The sequence below is a fragment of the Xenorhabdus miraniensis genome (genome assembly GCF_002632615.1).
This window is the reverse complement of sequence record NZ_NITZ01000004.1, coordinates 235,765-251,686: the sequence shown is the minus strand read 5'-3', so window position 1 is coordinate 251,686 and position 15,922 is coordinate 235,765. Positions and strand designations below refer to the sequence as shown.

Here is a 15,922-nt window from a genome sequence, read left to right as displayed (position 1 = left end):
TACTCCAAGTCGGATAAAAGCGTTAGTGAACTAAGAACTAATTTTCGCAGCGCAGCATACAAACCGCAATCATTAATGCCAGATTAAGGGAAACTATCTTAATTTCCTTTTGGCAAAAATTCTTTGATTTACCCCGTTGTTTAGGCGCATTCTCAGGCCAATGCGTACAACCGAGGGTGAATTTGCGCAAACAGGAGATAGTTTCTCACCGTGATTTGCGCAATAAGAAAGTGATTATTAGACACGATACTTAACAAGTTAATCAAGACCAAAAAAGCGAGTTTTTCTGCCAAGCCAGTATCATGATATAAGAGTGATAATCACCGCTGCCTAAAAATATTTACTCATTCAAAGAACGGTAGATTTCATAATTTTCATCATCAAAACAAACCAGATTCACGTGCAATATATTTTTGATTGGCTAACAAACCCGAATGAATGACCTCCAAAGCGATCTCAGTGATATCACCCTGAATGATATTAATTTTTTATTAATTACATTATCAGACCTTATTATAATATCCCCCAAAAAAGATTATTAATAAAGTTTATTGTAAATTTATTTCATATAACATATTAGTTAAACATTATCACCCAATTTATTCTGACAGAATAGATAAAAACTCGATAAAACATCCAGAATGGAATTATAAATCCTAAAAATAATTACCCCTCCATTATCACTGCGATATAAAAACCCAGTTACTACACTGATAAACAAAATAATTACCAAAAGACATCAAACCAATAAACATTAATTATTGGGTGATAAAAAAAGCAATTTGAAGCAACAATAAAAAAAGAATAGTACTTCCTACTGATTACAAAGGAGATGCCACATTCAATTATAATCCAGAGGATCAAATAATCAAAAAATAAAACCCAGACCATAAACCAGAATAACAATATTTACTTCATCAAAAATGAAAATATAAACCGCACCATATTACGTGACTATTAACGGATAACTTTCAAGCGTTAATAGTCACGATAAAAAAACAAAAAATAGTTGTATAAAAACCTATGTACCTGATATTAATACATCTCTATATTATTAGATTATTTCTATCCGAAAGCTAACTACCTATGCCCAAATCAAACATAACATCCGATTCAACATCAACACTTACCATAATCCAATCAGACACTATCAATACCAAAAAAGATGGTCTTATTCACTTACTGCAAAATTGCGTCGAAAGTGATGCTTCCATCGGCTTTATTTCACCGCTGACAGAAAACGAAGCAGCACAATACTGGCAAAGTGTAGAAACCGAACTCACTTCCGGCCATCGTCTGTTACTGGTTGCGCTGGAAGGTGAAAATATCACAGGCTCAGTACAACTTTCCCTCTGCAAAAAAAAGAATGGGTTACACCGTGCCGATGTGGAAAAATTGATGGTACACACCACCTGCCGCCAACGCGGAATTGGCAGAATGTTGATGGAAGAACTCGAACGGTTGGCAAAACAGTATCAACGTAGTTTGTTGGTCTTGGATACACGCACGAATGATCCAGCCTCAGCGTTGTATCGAAAACTCGGTTTCATTGAAGTCGGACAAATTCCGAATTTCGCCCTTAATTCCAACGGTGAATTATCAGGAACGACGTATTTTTATAAGTTAATTTGAAGTGTTGATCGTCTGTGAGAAGCGGAAAAAGAAAAAGCCCCGAATTAAAAACTCAGGGCATCTATCAATAATGGTAGCGACAGGCTGCAATCATTATTTGATCTTCTTCAACCGAATACACCAAACGATGTTCTTCAGTGATACGCCTCGACCAGAATCCGGCCAAATTATATTTTAATGGCTCTGGTTTACCAATACCTTCGAAAGGGTGGCGGCGTATGTCTTTAATAAGCTGATTAATACGTTTCAGTATTACCTTATCTGTTTGTTGCCAGTAAAGATAATCTTCCCAAGAACGACCGGAAAAGGTGATTTTCATCAATCTAAATCCAATTCCTTAACCAGTCCCTTTCCTGAACGTAATTCTGCGATTGAATCCATTAACCGATTTGCATTATTGGGCGAACGCATTAAATACGCCGTTTCCTGCAAGGATTCATAATCAGACAAAGACATCAATACACAGCTTTCCCCATTTTTTCGGGTAATAATGGCAGGGCTACAATCATTGACTACGCTGATCATAGTTTCGGAAAGATGTTGTCTGGCTTCACTATAGGTTAAGACTTTCATTATGACTGCCCCATTTCAATTTGTTGACAATGCACACTAATCAACCAACTCAATTGTACAATATATTGTACGGATATATTTTAGTCAACATTTGTGGGGTGATAATTCAACAATAAATCATGAAAGAATGAATACTCAACGTTCCAAGATTGAGCTTTTTTATCTACTTTAGAGGATGTATTTTTAACGAGTGTTTTTCACGAATGTATTTTCGCGGAAAAAGAAAAAGCCCCGAGTTAAAAACTCAGGGCTTATAAATTCTGGCGGTGCGGACGGGACTCGAACCCGCGACCCCCGGCGTGACAGGCCGGTATTCTAACCAACTGAACTACCGCACCGCATGGCGTTCTGGTTGAGAACGGGGTGGATAATACGAGCCGGAGCGTCATCCGTCAATCACTTTTTATAACAAAATGGTTCACTTGCACAGTTTTTCGCCTTAATAAGGCATTTTTCCCGTCTTGCTACTGTTTTGTCAATGCAATTGTTCAGGTTTTGAACGCCAAAGACAGCTTCCCCCTTTCTTTTCCACTAAATCCAGGCGGGATTCATGTTGAATTAATTCCTCATCAGAAGCATAGACAATTCTCAGACCAGCCTGAGGACGCGTAATTTTTTGGATTTCTGCAATCTGGGAGCTACCTGACACTTCCCCTTCCATCGAAAAAGCCAATGATGTCTGGCCGCCGGTCATCGCCAGATAAACATCAGCCAGAATCTCGGCATCAAGCAATGCCCCGTGGAGAGTGCGTTTTGAGTTATCGATATGGTAACGATCACACAACGCATCAAGATTATTACGCTTGCCGGGGAAAAGTTTCCTTGCCAACATCAAGCTATCGGTGATCGTACAGAAGTCAGCAGTCGGGGGAATATCACGTTTCAGTTTACCGAACTCATAATCCATAAAACCGATATCGAACGTTGCGTTATGGATAATCAGTTCAGCCCCACGAATAAATTCAATGAATTCATCAGCAATATCGGCGAATTTCGGTTTATCCTGCAAAAATTCATCACTAATGCCGTGAACTTCAAACGCTTCCGGATCAACCAAACGTTCCGGTTTAATGTAAATATGAAAATGACGCCCCGTCAGACGACGGTTAATCACTTCCACTGCACCAATTTCAATGATGTTGTGTCCCTCATAGTGAACACCTAACTTATTCATACCTGTTGTTTCGGTATCGAGAACGATTTGGCGGGTAATTGCAGTGCTCATAGTGTTTTTTTGTGTCAGACTTAGAGTTTTGATTAAAGATGATATAGGAAGAGTCTACCAAAGATGAACAAACAGGTAGAAATTTTCACCGATGGTTCTTGCCTCGGTAATCCCGGCCCCGGAGGATATGGCGTTCTGCTCCGTTACCAACAGATTGAAAAAATGCTGAGCAAAGGTTATTTCCGCACTACCAACAATCGCATGGAGTTAATGGCCGCCATTGCCGGGCTTGAAGCCCTCAAACACCCCTGCACCGTTATCCTGACAACTGACAGCCAATATGTACGTCAGGGAATCACCCAGTGGATCCACAACTGGAAAAAACGGGGCTGGAAAAAAGCAGATAAATCTCCTGTCATCAATGTTGATCTCTGGCTGCGACTCGATGAGGCCATCTCTCACCATGATGTTGACTGGAGGTGGGTCAAAGGCCATGCTGGACATCGGGAAAATGAGTTATGTGATGAACTTGCCCGCACAGCCGCTAATAGCCCTACTCAAACCGATAATGGCTATATCGAAAGTGAAAATTAACCCGTTAATAATAGCGTCGGTGAAAATTTTTCACCGCCCCTAACGCATTACTGAATTTCGGTTTTAACAACCTTGCCCGCATGGGGTTTAACGTCAGGGGGATTGTCCGCTTGCGGGCAATAATGACACTCAAACACCCAAACATCAATTCAATTGAGTGATAAAAATGTCCTCTATTTTGCCATGGCAAAACATGAAAATTAGCATGATGAACAATTTCATAGTTTAAAAGGCGAAGCCAATCCAATTGGCGAAACATAGAAAACATTTGGGCACGGCAAGGCTGCCAACGGCAGATGGGCGCAACTATTTTTCTTACCCCTAATATACTTATCGGATTAAAGCCACTGATAATCAACCAACCATCATCGATCATCACTCTATCCACTTCTCGCAACAACCAATGAGGATCAATGCTATAAGTCAGCATATGTGCCAACAAGCAAGCATCAACAGATTTAGCTGCAAAAGGAAGATAATGGGGATCAGTTATCACATTCAGATTTTCCCCCTGTAATCCAATGTTGACTTGATGGCTTATCAAACAGGAACGACTGTCAATTTCCGCACTTAAGTTGCCGACTTTCAATAAATGAAAGCCAAATATTTTTGGCCACCATAGTTCCAATTGACGTTCCAGAGCAACGCGGTAATATTCTCCCCACGGTAACTCAACCCAAGAAACAGGAGGGATGATTTGTTTGATCGAACGTGCTGAACGCATGTCATCTTCCTTTCAATCTATGATAAACCTACTACGAAAATGAGGCATACAATGGAGCTTATCAGGATCCCGGCCCTTTCAGATAACTACATTTGGTTACTTTGTGATGAAGACAAGCATTGTGTCATTATCGACCCCGCAGAATCACAGCCTGTCATTGACATTCTAGCAGCAAATCAACTTATTCCTTTGGCGATACTGCTGACACATCATCACCATGATCATGTTGGCGGTGTGCCGGGTTTGCTCATAAAACATCCCGGATTACCTGTATATGGCCCTGAAGAAACACAAAACAAAGGGGCAACCCATATTGTTCACGATAATGACCTTATTGATATTAAACGGTTTTCTTTCCGTATTATGGAATTGCCAGGCCACACACTTGGTCACATTGCATTCTATCAGGCCCCCTATCTATTTTGTGGAGACACTCTCTTTTCTGGCGGTTGCGGGCGGTTATTTGAAGGTACAGCCGAACAGATGTTCTCTTCCCTTGAGAAAATTTCATCGTTACCCGATGACACATTGATCTGCTGTGCTCATGAATATACCGCAGCAAATATGGCATTTGCAAAAACAGTATTACCTGAAAATCAAACTGTTCATGATTATGCTAAAAAGATACTTAAGTTACGTGAAAATCATCAGGCAACAGTTCCCACAACTTTACAAACAGAGAAAAAAATTAATGTTTTCTTAAATTGTCACCACATTGATTTACAAAAAAATATCGGCATCAAACCGAATTCAATGCCACTTTCTTCTGTTTTTCAGCAGTTAAGAACTTATAAAGATCAATTTTAATTTTGTTGGGTTGTCTTCTGCGTGATTGGTCAGTATCATCGCTCACCTTTTAGGCAAACATCAAAAGAGAACATGAAGACAAAAGCGATCTTATTCGCCTCTGTTCTGCTTGCCGGTTGTCAATCGAGTCTGCAACAAAAGACTCCTTCCCAGCAGCATATACAGAAGATGTCTTCGACGAATCAGAAAACAGACGGTATTGCAGAGCCAGAGGATTCTGCAAACTGGAAGGTGAGTCCGACAACCCAACAAGATTTGTGGGGACATATCCGTGATGAGTTGAAGATGGACATTCCTGATAACAGCAGGGTGCGCGAACAACAAAATGACTACCTGAAACACAAGAGCTATCTCCAAAATGTGACGTTACGGGCAGAACCGTACATCTATTGGATAGTTGAGCAGCTTGACGAACGAAATATGCCAATGGAACTGGTTCTGCTGCCCATAGTGGAGAGTGCTTTTAATCCCCATGCCACCTCTTATGCCCAGGCGGCTGGTTTATGGCAGATTATCCCAAGTACCGGCCGCCACTACGGCCTGACACAGGATAAATGGTACGATGGCCGACGCGATATTGCAGCTTCAACAACAGTCGCACTTGATATGCTTGAGTATCTGAACAAGCGGTTCAATGGAGACTGGTTACTCACCATCGCCGCTTACAATAGTGGCGAAGGCCGGGTGATACGTGCAATCAAAGATAATCAGGCAAAAGGAAAGCCAACTGATTTTTGGTCATTGTCGCTGCCACGTGAAACAATGCACTACGTTCCAAAAATATTGGCGCTAAGTAACATTATCCGTCATGACAAAAAATATGCTTTCAAGTTGCCAAAACCTAACAACCAGAAAGCATTGGCTAAGGTTGAGGTAGGGCAACAAATCACGTTGTCACAAGCGGCTGAACTATCTGGATTATCATTGTCATCAATCAGGGCATATAACCCGGGTTATAAACAAGGGATAACTTCTCCTCATGGGCCGCATTACATCATGCTGCCACAAAAGAGCGTTAACCAGTTTAAGACTTCATTGGCTGATGAAAGCGTTTTGGAAAATATTCGGCTGTCTGTCGCTCACAATACTCACCAGCTACAGCAACAAAGCCAATATAAGGTTCGTGCCGGAGATACACTGTCAGCGATTGCAAAACGCTTCAATACAACTCATCAGGAGTTGCAAAGATTGAACAACTTGAAAACAGCTCATCGACTCAAGATTGGGCAGGTATTGAAAGTCGATAACAGCAGCCCTGTTACCTATCATGTACGCAAAGGTGATTCGTTTTTTAGCATCGCCAAACTCCACGGCGTGAATATTAATGATCTGATGAGTTGGAATAAAAACATCAAAATCAAAGAGATGAAACCCGGTATAGCGCTAACGCTTTATCTTAATTAAGTAAGTTTGTTCTCTCCAGCATGGCTCCCTGTCCTTTTGGATGGGGAGTTATTTTATTCCGTCTTAGCAGGCGCAACTAGGAATACATCTTGAGTTTGATGACAAACCCGACATTGAACTTCTACCATTGCCATTTAAGGTTTCTCTTCGCATTGAAAATAGAGAGCACATATAAAGAACAACACTTTGAATATGTGACCTAGATCAGCGTATATTTTATATTCCATCTGTTTTGTATAATATTATTGATGCTTATAGTAAATTGGAATAAGGTTATTACGTCTATGTGATTTTCAATAATAAATATCAAATGAAGTAAAAATTTCAAAATGTAATAATATTGATATATTACATTATAATTATTTGCATAGAAGTTCTCTCACAAGGCAGATCAAAAACAATCAAAGCTTCAAAATCAATTCAAAAAAATATTTACATACTTAACCAGAACAGTAGAAACAATTAATCAAGGAAAAGTTCTTTTCCAAAAAGTTTATTTTAGAAAATAATCTCAATTGATTTACCACAAACCCTATACCGGAAATTATAGCAATTAAAAAACAAGGAATAAAAAATGAATAAGCAAGCTCAATTAGTCATGTTTACAGGTGGACGGGACAGCACTTTAGTCGCAGTACATCTAATGCTAAAAAGCGTTCCAGTGCATTTATTTACAGCCAGCAGTGGTTGTTCGCTACACAGAGGAATTCTTAACCACCGAGTACAAGAGCTAAAAGACAGATTCGGCGATCTTGTCGTTTCGCATAAGATTGAAGATATAAGTGGCTCTTTTCGAACTCTAGCCATTGAAACTTTAGAAGATGATATACTAAAAGATAAAAAAAACCTCGTTCTTCTTGGTGAAAAAATTGCAATTCATGCACACATTATTGACTACTGTATGCGGCATGGAATCAAAATTATTAATGATGGAATCACTCATTATCAGAAAGAGTTTCCTGAGCAAAGGCTAATAGCAAAAGAGTATTTTGTCGAATTTATGAAAGGATATGGAATTGAATACAATAGCCCCATATACGAATTTGCCCAATCACAAGACGATGTGAAATATCGTTTATTGCAAGCAGGTATCTCTACTAAATCTTTGGAAGGAATTTCAATTTTCGCCGATAGCTTCACACCCGCTTCTGACGAAACCATCCTTGACTATCTAAAGAGAAAAGAAAGTAAATGCAGGGACATAATTGAATTCCTTACTGGTGGTATTGTTGTCAAGGCAGTGGAAGAATGTTGTTAAAATCAAATTAAATATGATGGAGGTTTTATGATAAGAAAATGCGCTGCCATAGTTATCAGGAATAAAAAATTACTTGTAGTTAGAAAACATAAAACCTCCATATATATATCACCTGGTGGTAAAATTGAAAGTAATGAGTCTCAGATTGAATGTTTAGCCCGTGAAATACAAGAGGAAATTGGTGTCACATTTGTCAACCCTATTCATTTTAGCGTCGATTACTCAAAATCTGTTTTTGAAAATGAACCCATTGAAATTAATTCATGGTTAATTGATATAAAAGGAATACCTTCTCCCTGTTCAGAAATTACTGATTTAAGGTGGATCACATCAAAAGACGCCGAAAAAATGCAGATAGGAAATATTTTTAAAGAGGCCATTATCCCAAAACTCAAAAAAATCGGCTTGATAGAATAATGAACTTCCTAGATGATTCAGCGATAAATTCAAAACTTTTAGCATTTACCTCTAAAGATAAGGGTAATAATAATTACTATAAAAAAGTCAATATTATTCGGAAAGAAATAAAGAAAAATCTTAGGGAGCATTTACAGCTCGAACATGAAGAAATATTCCTACTGAATAATAGCACTCATTGTTTACTGAATGTAATCTATGGGCTAAATATGAATTCCATCTCTATATCGATTAGAGAGGGTTGCTATGCTCCATTTAATAATATTACAACAATTCCCTTTTCACACTCTATTCCATTATTAACACATATCGACCCACAAACAGGAGCAATTTGCTCATTAAAAGAATCTGATTTTGTTTTAGATGCGGCTCAATCTATAGGTACTATATGGTATCATAAAATTGCCACGTCTTCTAAGATACTATTTTTTCCATTACATAAACATCTGGCTATTCAGGCTGGTTTAGGTGTTCTTTGTATTCATAATAAAAATCATTACCCAGAGATATCAAAAATAGCAAAAATATCCGAATCAGGTACAGTTGATATTAGAATGTACAGTGATACACTAATTAAATTAAAAAACGACCCCAAAATTTTTAATGTTGCTTACTTCAGCTTAATGGATAACGAGATAAATCAATTAGAAGAAATAGGTTTTAAATGTATCACTCCATTAAAATCAAAAACTCCATTTGTTGTTTTTCAATCTAATTTTAATTTAGACAATATACCTTACAATAAAAACCCCGTTATAACTATGAAAAAAATAGGGGAAATGAGTTATAGATTCAGTTGCTATAAAAATGGTAATATCAACTCAGAGCCAATTAATTGCAACTCACAATTAATTAAATATATACAAGGATTATTATGAATACTGTAAGCCATACAGCCAAAGTGGGTTACCTATGTGCCCTTTTAGGTGGAATCACTCTAAGTTTTGATACTGTTTTTATACGAGCTATCAATTTTAGCCCAGATCAAATTGCATTTTGGCGTTCTTTTTCCATGTCACTGCCAATGATATTAATTATTGTATTTTCTTTTTTTAAAGGGAAAAGTAAAATTAAAAAAGAGGTAATATATAATAAGGATTTTCTCCTTGCTTCTTTTTTCTACGGTTTATCATCAGTATTATTTCCGATCTCTGCAATGACAACATCCATCTCAAATATGTTGTTTATAATCAGCACGGCTCCACTTTGGGCCGCTATATTTTCATGGATTGTCACTAAAGAGATTGTAAGCCGCATAACGGTATTATCATTTGTTATTTCTATAGTAGGGATAACTATCGTAATGTTCGGCTCCCAAACGAGCCTTTCTGTATCAATTGGGGATATTACTGCCTTACTGACAGCAATGTCTATGGCTGCTGCTTTCGTTGTTGGCCGAGTTAGTAAAAAAGATCTATCTTTAACCCCTTCTATTGGAGCAATATTTTCCGCTGTATTGTTATATTTTTATTTTGATATTAACTTTGCTATTTCATTATTCAAGTTTTTTTTAATTTTAATAGAAGGATCTGTAATAGTATTTTTAGCCCTTACATTGATAGCTAAATCTTCAAAATTAATACCCTCCCCTCATCTGGGTTTTTTCTTACTGTTAGAAGCAGTTCTTGGCCCAATTTGGATATGGCTTACCTTTGGCGACATTCCTAGTGCTTATACATTTATCGGTGGAAGTATTATTCTCATTGCTTTAATTACGAATAGCTTACATGCCATTATGGCATTAAAAGTTTCCAAATCTGAATAATTATTGATGAATTCGACTCATGAAAAAAATTTACCACTACTATCAGAAAATCGCGGTTCAAGGACATAATTTACTGAATTTTATATAGAATAAAGCCAGAACATCACTAAAATACAATGACTTTACTGATTTGTTTATATAAGGTTAGGAGAAATATAAATTGACCTCATTAAAATCAAACAAAAATAACCTCCCCGATGTTTTTACTGAAATTAAAGACTATCTCTTACTCCCCTCAGGGTTTCAACTAGGCAGCGCTCCTTATCGTGAAACAGAAAGCCGTGATTATGCCGCCATACGCTTTCAACTGAACGGAAAATCGATCGTATTTCGCCAAGGTAAAATCACACCCAATAAACAAGGCCAATTTGCCACACTCTGGAAACGGCCTACACCAAATTCAGACATAACGCCTTTTGAACAAAGTGATGACATTGATTTCTGTTTAATCGCCACGTTTTCTGAGACGCAAAAAGGAATTTTTCTGTTTGATTCGAATCTTCTAATCACAAAAGGAATTTTCTCAACTCACTCTAAAGAAGGCAAAAGAGCCATTCGTGTTTACCCAACATGGGTATCGCCTGCATCAAAGCAGGCCATCCAGACACAAAAATGGCAGTCCTTATACTTTATCAATTTCAATAATCAAAAAGCTGCTATCGAACAATTTAAGAATATTTTTTCGCTTTGTCATAACTAAATGAAATGATAAAAATTGCTCTCAAGCGTATTTTCAATGAAACTTTGCGCTATAAAACCTAAAGTTAACTTGAGGTCAATAGGGATGGTAAAAAATAAGCACATTGATTTCAATCGCGCCTTGACCATTGGCGAAGTTTCAAAACGCAGTGGAATCGCGATATCAGCGATTCACTTTTATGAAGCAAAAGGGCTAATCAAAAGTTCACGCAGCCACGGTAATCAGCGTCGTTTTCCTTCCGTTGTCCTGCGTTATCTTGCGATTATTAAAGCTGCTCAAAGTACCGGGATCCCTCTTAAAGAAATTCAGGCTGTTTTATGTCAGTTCCCTCCCAACAGTAATCTGACCGCAGAACAATGGCAGATAATTTCTTCACAATGGCGGGATATGTTGGATAAGCGCATCAAGATATTGACCCGGCTACGCAATGACTTAAGTAGCTGTATTGGCTGCGGCTGCCTTTCACTTACAGACTGCCCTTTACGCAATCCGAATGATATTTTGGGAGAAAAAGGAACTGGGGCAATTATTTTGGAAAAACTTTAGAAAGTCACATATCTATTAATCAGAGATAAATTCTGAAAAATTTAGTCTTAAGATATGGGATTCTTTTTAAGGAATATTTAAAAGTTATTTCTAATATTTTGTTCAAATGATAAATATTATCCCTACTTATAGAGGTATTTTTATGAAAAAGATAGCAATTTTAGCAGCATTAATTTCAGGAACTGCATTACCTCCCGCAATAGCAGCAGAAAAAACCATTGAGATACAGAGTTTCACCTCTGTTAACGCGCAAAATGGTATTGCTTTAACAATAAAATGTGCGACAACGCCTTCATTAAAAGCCAAAGGAACACAATCTTCCATCAATAAACTCAATATCAGTCGTGATAACGATACACTTAATCTGATTAACGAAGCGGCTAAAGAAGATAATTTTCTCACCTCAGGCGTTAAAATTACGCTATACACTGACAAACCACTGAAGAATTTATCCACTAAATCCGGGGTAAAAACGCAAATAGATGCTTGTGCCGTCGATAGTGAAAATCTGGCAGTTTCAGGTGAAATGGGTAGCAAAATTGATGTTGCAGGTAAAACCAATTACCTTGATCTTACTCTGGGAATGGGGGCTGTATTTAATAAAAGCGCTCAGAAATTCAGGGCCAATTCCGCCAAAGTGAATTTAAGTATGGGAGCATCGGCTTCTCTCTGCCATATCCCCCAAATCACTGCCAGCCTGACAATGGGAACTCAGATCTTTGTCGATGAAGACGCTGTAGTTAAAACAACAGATAATTTCGCCAGCGAAATTTCTACGGATGTCTGCTCCTGAATAAATAGCTTTTAATTATATTTCACAACATCACTCAGTCTATTTTTTGCGTCCTAATCAATCATTGAAGAATAGGCTGATTGAAAAATAAAGTACAGTTAAAAATAGAAATAATTTCATTTGGATACCCACAAAAAATAATATAATTACAAACATAATTATATACTCATTGATATTTAATCTATTACATTGATGAACTTGGCAGTTTTTTACCCGTTGTAAAAGAAAGTATCTGGAAACTTTATTCAACTCTTTAAATAAAGCTAACAGATCCAACAAATATGACAGCATTATTTCATCCTCATTTATCAGGAGTATTTAATGAAAAACATTTTTAAAGCATCCTATCTTGCTATTACACTTGCTCTTACTACTGTCGTAACTTCAGCAATACCCACTGCTTTTGCAAAATCAACTGACCCAATCATTAATCAGGTACCGGGTTACTATCATCAAATGGTTGGGGATTTCATGGTTACCGCTATTTATGATGGATATCTCTATATTCCCTCCGCATTACTGAAAGACATTGGAGCAAAAGATATTCAGACGCTGCTTGCTCGCATGTTCCTTGTTGAAGGAAAGAATGGCGTTCAGACAGCGGTAAATGCCTACCTCGCCAATACCAAAGAGGGGTTGGTATTAATTGATACGGGTTCAAGCAAATGTTTTGGCCCTACGATGGGAAATGCCGTGGACAATATCCGTGCCGCAGGCTATTCACCGGAAGAGGTAAAAACAGTATTGCTTACACATCTGCACCCCGATCATTCTTGTGGTATCGCTTCCGCAGATGGGAAAATGGTATTCCCTAACGCCGTTATCTACGTTTCTCAAGAAGAAAAAGATTACTGGTTGAATCCTGAAACTATGGCTGCGGCCCCTGAAGGAGAGCGCGCTATTCTCAAAATGGTCCAAGATGCGCTGGCGCCCTATATTGCTAAAAACGCATTCCGTACCTTCAAAAACGGAGATAACATCATTTCTGGTATCGAAGCAATATCAACTTTTGGCCATACTCCAGGCCATACATCATTTAAATTACACTCTGGTAAAAATAACATGCTGATTTGGGGGGATATTGTTCACGCCTATTCAGTGCAATTTATGCACCCAGAAGTTGCTATAGAATATGATATAAATAATGATAAAGCCGTTGAAGCACGTAAAGCTATTTTCAAAAAAGCCGCAAAAGAAAAATGGTTAATTGGTGCTGCACATTTACCTTTTCCTGGTATCGGACATATCCGTAAAGATGCACAAGGGTATACCTGGGTACCAGTTGAATATACTAATCCACTGAAAATAAATGATTAACACCGTTATTCACTGTTAGTATATTAAATCTTCATTCGTATTTTCTTACTGAAATAAGTCACCCTATGGGTGACTTAATGCCTATCCCAGCAGACATTAAAAAAACTTCCCCACTCTGGCGAAGTATTCAAACTACTTCTATACTAAAAATTGAATACCATCTCAGCACTCCCTTTATGACATAAAATATGATGTTTTCCATTTATCGCTCTTGTTTAACTAATTGATAGGCTGTGTTTGAGGTAACCAATATAAAAAATAAGGTAACTATGTTATGGAAAATAAAGACAAAACAATTAAAACACCCAGCATATCCGATTCAGATAAATCTACGTTTCCAGAGTCAGAAAATATGAATCATAGTGAGGATCCCATTTCGCTCTCCCCAAATGACTCTTCTTTTATCATGGAGAATGTCCCTGTACCTCCCGAAGATAAAATAAACCCTCACGTTTCATATCTAATTATAGATGATCATAAACGCACCCTATGTATCGATGATATAGAATATGATAAAAAGCGCGCGTATATGGGCTCAGAAAAATATTCTTATGCCTTTATCATATTAGAACTTAGGACTCTGAAAACACCAGGAAATCCAATGAGAGTGACCGGTGCATACCAAGGAAAAAGGTTCTTCATGTATGCCTATGATACATCTGAAGAAACCACTAAAATATGCTGGGATGCGCCTAATTCTTCCCCAGAGGATAAACGAATCGCACTCAAAAAAGAGTATGTCAAAACGGAAGATGGAATGAAGAAATATAGACTCATTTGGAATAATCAGGGAACAGAAATGTTTTTATTCAGTCATACTCATGATAAATCTAAGCAATGGACTTGGCTAACTGCATCCCATAAAAAATACAGTCTATTTACTCTTCACCCCCATTTTATTAAAGCAAGACTCATAAAAACCTTACTAGAAAAAACCTGGCCAAAAATTCAATTCAATTTAGCAAACCTGCGAACCATGGATACACTCTATAGGTTAGTTTCAGACAAAAAAGCGGAAGATATATACAAAAAGTCAGGACTGGAAAATTACACATATAGAAAACAAGTTTTTGATTGTGATGATTTTAGCCTTGTATACAAAGCACAAGCCAGCAAAGAAGCCTATTCAGATAAAGAAATTTATGGATATGCAATTGGGATAATATTGGGGAATACTAAAAAAACTGCACATGCCGTTAACATATATATCACCCCTGAACTCAAAGTTAAAATTATAGAACCACAAACAGGAGAAATCACAGATGCTAAGGATTGGAAATACAAACCAAACTATATCTTAATATAAATTATTAGTCCCGTATTCCACCTCGGTTTTTATTGTTTTTAGGTATTGGTGTATTACTACGCCAATACCTGATTTTCCATGCTCTTTATTTTCCATGGCAAAGATTGATGTAGTTTGCCCTTCCTACCGTGCTGTCAAAAGTGTTCTTTTAAGGTATACAGCCCATACACCGACCGAAATTGAAGAAAATATTAAACGACTATCAAGCATTTTGTAAAAACCTTGGGTAGACCGTTATTAGGTGGCAAATCCATATGCCAACACGATATACAACACCATAGGTCAATTATGAGGATAGTGAATGAGGTCATGGATAACCACGGTTTCATCGCCTGAATTAGCATAAACATGGTAACAATCAGCATGAAAACGCATGGATTCACCCGCTGAGATTTTATGCCAAGTGTCATTAAGACGGAGATCTAACTCCCCACTAAGTACAATAACATGCTCTATCACTCCGAATTCATGCGGAGAAGATTCACTTGAAGCACCCGGTATTAATTCTATTTTGAGCAAATCAGTAAAAAGTTCGTCATCAAAAGGTATAAGTGGCGTTACACGCATGCCTGAGTTGTTTTGTTCAAAGATCGGTAATTCATTAAATCGGTGTAATACAGGCTGAGATTGGGGAGACGCCCCTTCTAAAAAAGTTGAAAAAGCAATATTAAAGCCTGTCGCGATTTTCCACAGTGTCGAAATCGTCGGGCTTGATTGACCACGTTCAATTTGCCCAAGCATCGCCTTACTGACTCCCGTCAATTTCGCCGCCTGACTGAGGCTTAACCCTCGGGAAGCTCTTAATATTTTAAATTTTTCAGCAATTTTCGATGTGATATCACTCATTGATGCTTTCTCAAAAGAAATAAATTCATGATTGAACGTTATAACGGACGATGATATTCTCACCATCGTCCGTTA

The 15,922-nt window shown here is 37.7% G+C and carries 18 protein-coding genes and 1 tRNA gene; 13 read left to right on the top strand and 6 right to left on the bottom strand.

Going from position 1 to position 15,922, the window contains the following annotated elements; all coding sequences use genetic code 11:
* The first annotated feature begins 1,086 nt into the window (after positions 1-1,086).
* Positions 1,087-1,632, top strand: a complete 546-nt coding sequence (locus Xmir_RS06250; protein ID WP_099113531.1) for a GNAT family N-acetyltransferase — start codon at positions 1,087-1,089, stop codon at positions 1,630-1,632.
* A gap of 64 nt (positions 1,633-1,696) precedes the next feature.
* Here the strand turns inward: Xmir_RS06250 and Xmir_RS06245 are convergent, their stop codons facing one another.
* The 4 genes from Xmir_RS06245 to dnaQ form a co-directional block, all read right to left on the bottom strand.
* Positions 1,697-1,951, bottom strand: a complete 255-nt coding sequence (locus Xmir_RS06245) for a Txe/YoeB family addiction module toxin (protein WP_099113530.1) — start codon at positions 1,949-1,951, stop codon at positions 1,697-1,699.
* On the bottom strand, positions 1,951-2,205 hold the full coding sequence (gene yefM, locus Xmir_RS06240; RefSeq protein ID WP_047961408.1) for a YoeB-YefM toxin-antitoxin system antitoxin YefM: 255 nt from the start codon (positions 2,203-2,205) through the stop codon (positions 1,951-1,953). The genes Xmir_RS06245 and yefM overlap by 1 nt, the downstream gene beginning before the upstream one ends.
* Before the next feature lie 261 nt (positions 2,206-2,466).
* A tRNA-Asp gene (locus tag Xmir_RS06235) sits at positions 2,467-2,543 on the bottom strand.
* 137 nt (positions 2,544-2,680) lie between these two features.
* Complete coding sequence (dnaQ, locus tag Xmir_RS06230; RefSeq protein WP_099113529.1) at positions 2,681-3,430, bottom strand: DNA polymerase III subunit epsilon; 750 nt, start codon at positions 3,428-3,430, stop codon at positions 2,681-2,683.
* Positions 3,431-3,493: 63 nt separating this feature from the next.
* Between dnaQ and rnhA the strand changes: the two genes are divergently transcribed.
* A complete protein-coding gene (gene rnhA, locus Xmir_RS06225; protein WP_099113528.1) occupies positions 3,494-3,964 on the top strand; it encodes a ribonuclease HI in 471 nt (156 codons plus the stop codon).
* 4 nt (positions 3,965-3,968) lie between these two features.
* On the opposite strand, the gene Xmir_RS06220 is transcribed toward rnhA, so the two are convergent.
* On the bottom strand, positions 3,969-4,688 hold the full coding sequence (locus Xmir_RS06220) for a methyltransferase domain-containing protein (RefSeq protein WP_099113527.1): 720 nt from the start codon (positions 4,686-4,688) through the stop codon (positions 3,969-3,971).
* Between the two features lie 51 nt (positions 4,689-4,739).
* Between Xmir_RS06220 and gloB the strand changes: the two genes are divergently transcribed.
* The 11 genes from gloB (at position 4,740) to Xmir_RS06160 (ending at position 15,001) form a co-directional block, all read left to right on the top strand.
* Positions 4,740-5,495 carry a hydroxyacylglutathione hydrolase gene (gloB, locus tag Xmir_RS06215; protein WP_099113526.1) on the top strand — a complete coding sequence of 252 codons (756 nt, stop codon included), beginning with the start codon at positions 4,740-4,742 and terminating at the stop codon, positions 5,493-5,495.
* Between the two features lie 72 nt (positions 5,496-5,567).
* Positions 5,568-6,899, top strand: coding sequence for a murein transglycosylase D (gene mltD / locus Xmir_RS06210; RefSeq protein WP_099113525.1), 1,332 nt, complete (start codon positions 5,568-5,570; stop codon positions 6,897-6,899).
* A gap of 574 nt (positions 6,900-7,473) precedes the next feature.
* Entirely contained in the window at positions 7,474-8,157 is a 684-nt protein-coding gene (locus tag Xmir_RS06205) for a hypothetical protein (RefSeq protein ID WP_244170869.1), read from the top strand.
* A gap of 27 nt (positions 8,158-8,184) precedes the next feature.
* Positions 8,185-8,574, top strand: coding sequence for an NUDIX hydrolase (locus Xmir_RS06200; protein WP_099113524.1), 390 nt, complete (start codon positions 8,185-8,187; stop codon positions 8,572-8,574).
* Positions 8,574-9,452, top strand: coding sequence for a DUF6024 family protein (locus Xmir_RS06195; RefSeq protein WP_099113523.1), 879 nt, complete (start codon positions 8,574-8,576; stop codon positions 9,450-9,452). The genes Xmir_RS06200 and Xmir_RS06195 overlap by 1 nt, the downstream gene beginning before the upstream one ends.
* A complete protein-coding gene (locus Xmir_RS06190; protein ID WP_099113522.1) occupies positions 9,449-10,339 on the top strand; it encodes a DMT family transporter in 891 nt (296 codons plus the stop codon). The genes Xmir_RS06195 and Xmir_RS06190 overlap by 4 nt, the downstream gene beginning before the upstream one ends.
* A gap of 160 nt (positions 10,340-10,499) precedes the next feature.
* On the top strand, positions 10,500-11,039 hold the full coding sequence (locus Xmir_RS06185; protein ID WP_208620394.1) for a MepB family protein: 540 nt from the start codon (positions 10,500-10,502) through the stop codon (positions 11,037-11,039).
* A gap of 84 nt (positions 11,040-11,123) precedes the next feature.
* Positions 11,124-11,585, top strand: a complete 462-nt coding sequence (gene soxR, locus Xmir_RS06180; RefSeq protein WP_099113521.1) for a redox-sensitive transcriptional activator SoxR — start codon at positions 11,124-11,126, stop codon at positions 11,583-11,585.
* 142 nt (positions 11,586-11,727) lie between these two features.
* Positions 11,728-12,378 carry a GIN domain-containing protein gene (locus tag Xmir_RS06175; RefSeq protein ID WP_099113520.1) on the top strand — a complete coding sequence of 217 codons (651 nt, stop codon included), beginning with the start codon at positions 11,728-11,730 and terminating at the stop codon, positions 12,376-12,378.
* Between the two features lie 321 nt (positions 12,379-12,699).
* Positions 12,700-13,695: an MBL fold metallo-hydrolase gene (locus tag Xmir_RS06165; protein WP_099113518.1), complete on the top strand. Its 996-nt coding sequence runs from the start codon at positions 12,700-12,702 to the stop codon at positions 13,693-13,695.
* A 274-nt stretch (positions 13,696-13,969) separates the two neighbouring features.
* Positions 13,970-15,001 carry a lectin MOA-related protein gene (locus Xmir_RS06160; RefSeq protein WP_099113517.1) on the top strand — a complete coding sequence of 344 codons (1,032 nt, stop codon included), beginning with the start codon at positions 13,970-13,972 and terminating at the stop codon, positions 14,999-15,001.
* Between the two features lie 282 nt (positions 15,002-15,283).
* Here the strand turns inward: Xmir_RS06160 and Xmir_RS06155 are convergent, their stop codons facing one another.
* Positions 15,284-15,847, bottom strand: coding sequence for a helix-turn-helix domain-containing protein (locus Xmir_RS06155; RefSeq protein WP_099113516.1), 564 nt, complete (start codon positions 15,845-15,847; stop codon positions 15,284-15,286).
* Positions 15,848-15,922 lie beyond the last annotated feature (75 nt).

Bases quoted from the DNA above. Each gene is read 5' to 3' on its own strand.
- Xmir_RS06250 (WP_099113531.1), top strand. From the start codon at position 1,087: ATGCCCAAATCAAACATAACATCCGATTCAACATCAACACTTACCATA.
- Xmir_RS06245 (WP_099113530.1), bottom strand. From the start codon at position 1,951: ATGAAAATCACCTTTTCCGGTCGTTCTTGGGAAGATTATCTTTACTGG.
- yefM (WP_047961408.1), bottom strand. From the start codon at position 2,205: ATGAAAGTCTTAACCTATAGTGAAGCCAGACAACATCTTTCCGAAACT.
- dnaQ (WP_099113529.1), bottom strand. From the start codon at position 3,430: ATGAGCACTGCAATTACCCGCCAAATCGTTCTCGATACCGAAACAACA.
- rnhA (WP_099113528.1), top strand. From the start codon at position 3,494: ATGAACAAACAGGTAGAAATTTTCACCGATGGTTCTTGCCTCGGTAAT.
- Xmir_RS06220 (WP_099113527.1), bottom strand. From the start codon at position 4,688: ATGCGTTCAGCACGTTCGATCAAACAAATCATCCCTCCTGTTTCTTGG.
- gloB (WP_099113526.1), top strand. From the start codon at position 4,740: ATGGAGCTTATCAGGATCCCGGCCCTTTCAGATAACTACATTTGGTTA.
- mltD (WP_099113525.1), top strand. From the start codon at position 5,568: ATGAAGACAAAAGCGATCTTATTCGCCTCTGTTCTGCTTGCCGGTTGT.
- Xmir_RS06205 (WP_244170869.1), top strand. From the start codon at position 7,474: ATGAATAAGCAAGCTCAATTAGTCATGTTTACAGGTGGACGGGACAGC.
- Xmir_RS06200 (WP_099113524.1), top strand. From the start codon at position 8,185: ATGATAAGAAAATGCGCTGCCATAGTTATCAGGAATAAAAAATTACTT.
- Xmir_RS06195 (WP_099113523.1), top strand. From the start codon at position 8,574: ATGAACTTCCTAGATGATTCAGCGATAAATTCAAAACTTTTAGCATTT.
- Xmir_RS06190 (WP_099113522.1), top strand. From the start codon at position 9,449: ATGAATACTGTAAGCCATACAGCCAAAGTGGGTTACCTATGTGCCCTT.
- soxR (WP_099113521.1), top strand. From the start codon at position 11,124: ATGGTAAAAAATAAGCACATTGATTTCAATCGCGCCTTGACCATTGGC.
- Xmir_RS06175 (WP_099113520.1), top strand. From the start codon at position 11,728: ATGAAAAAGATAGCAATTTTAGCAGCATTAATTTCAGGAACTGCATTA.
- Xmir_RS06165 (WP_099113518.1), top strand. From the start codon at position 12,700: ATGAAAAACATTTTTAAAGCATCCTATCTTGCTATTACACTTGCTCTT.
- Xmir_RS06160 (WP_099113517.1), top strand. From the start codon at position 13,970: ATGGAAAATAAAGACAAAACAATTAAAACACCCAGCATATCCGATTCA.
- Xmir_RS06155 (WP_099113516.1), bottom strand. From the start codon at position 15,847: ATGAGTGATATCACATCGAAAATTGCTGAAAAATTTAAAATATTAAGA.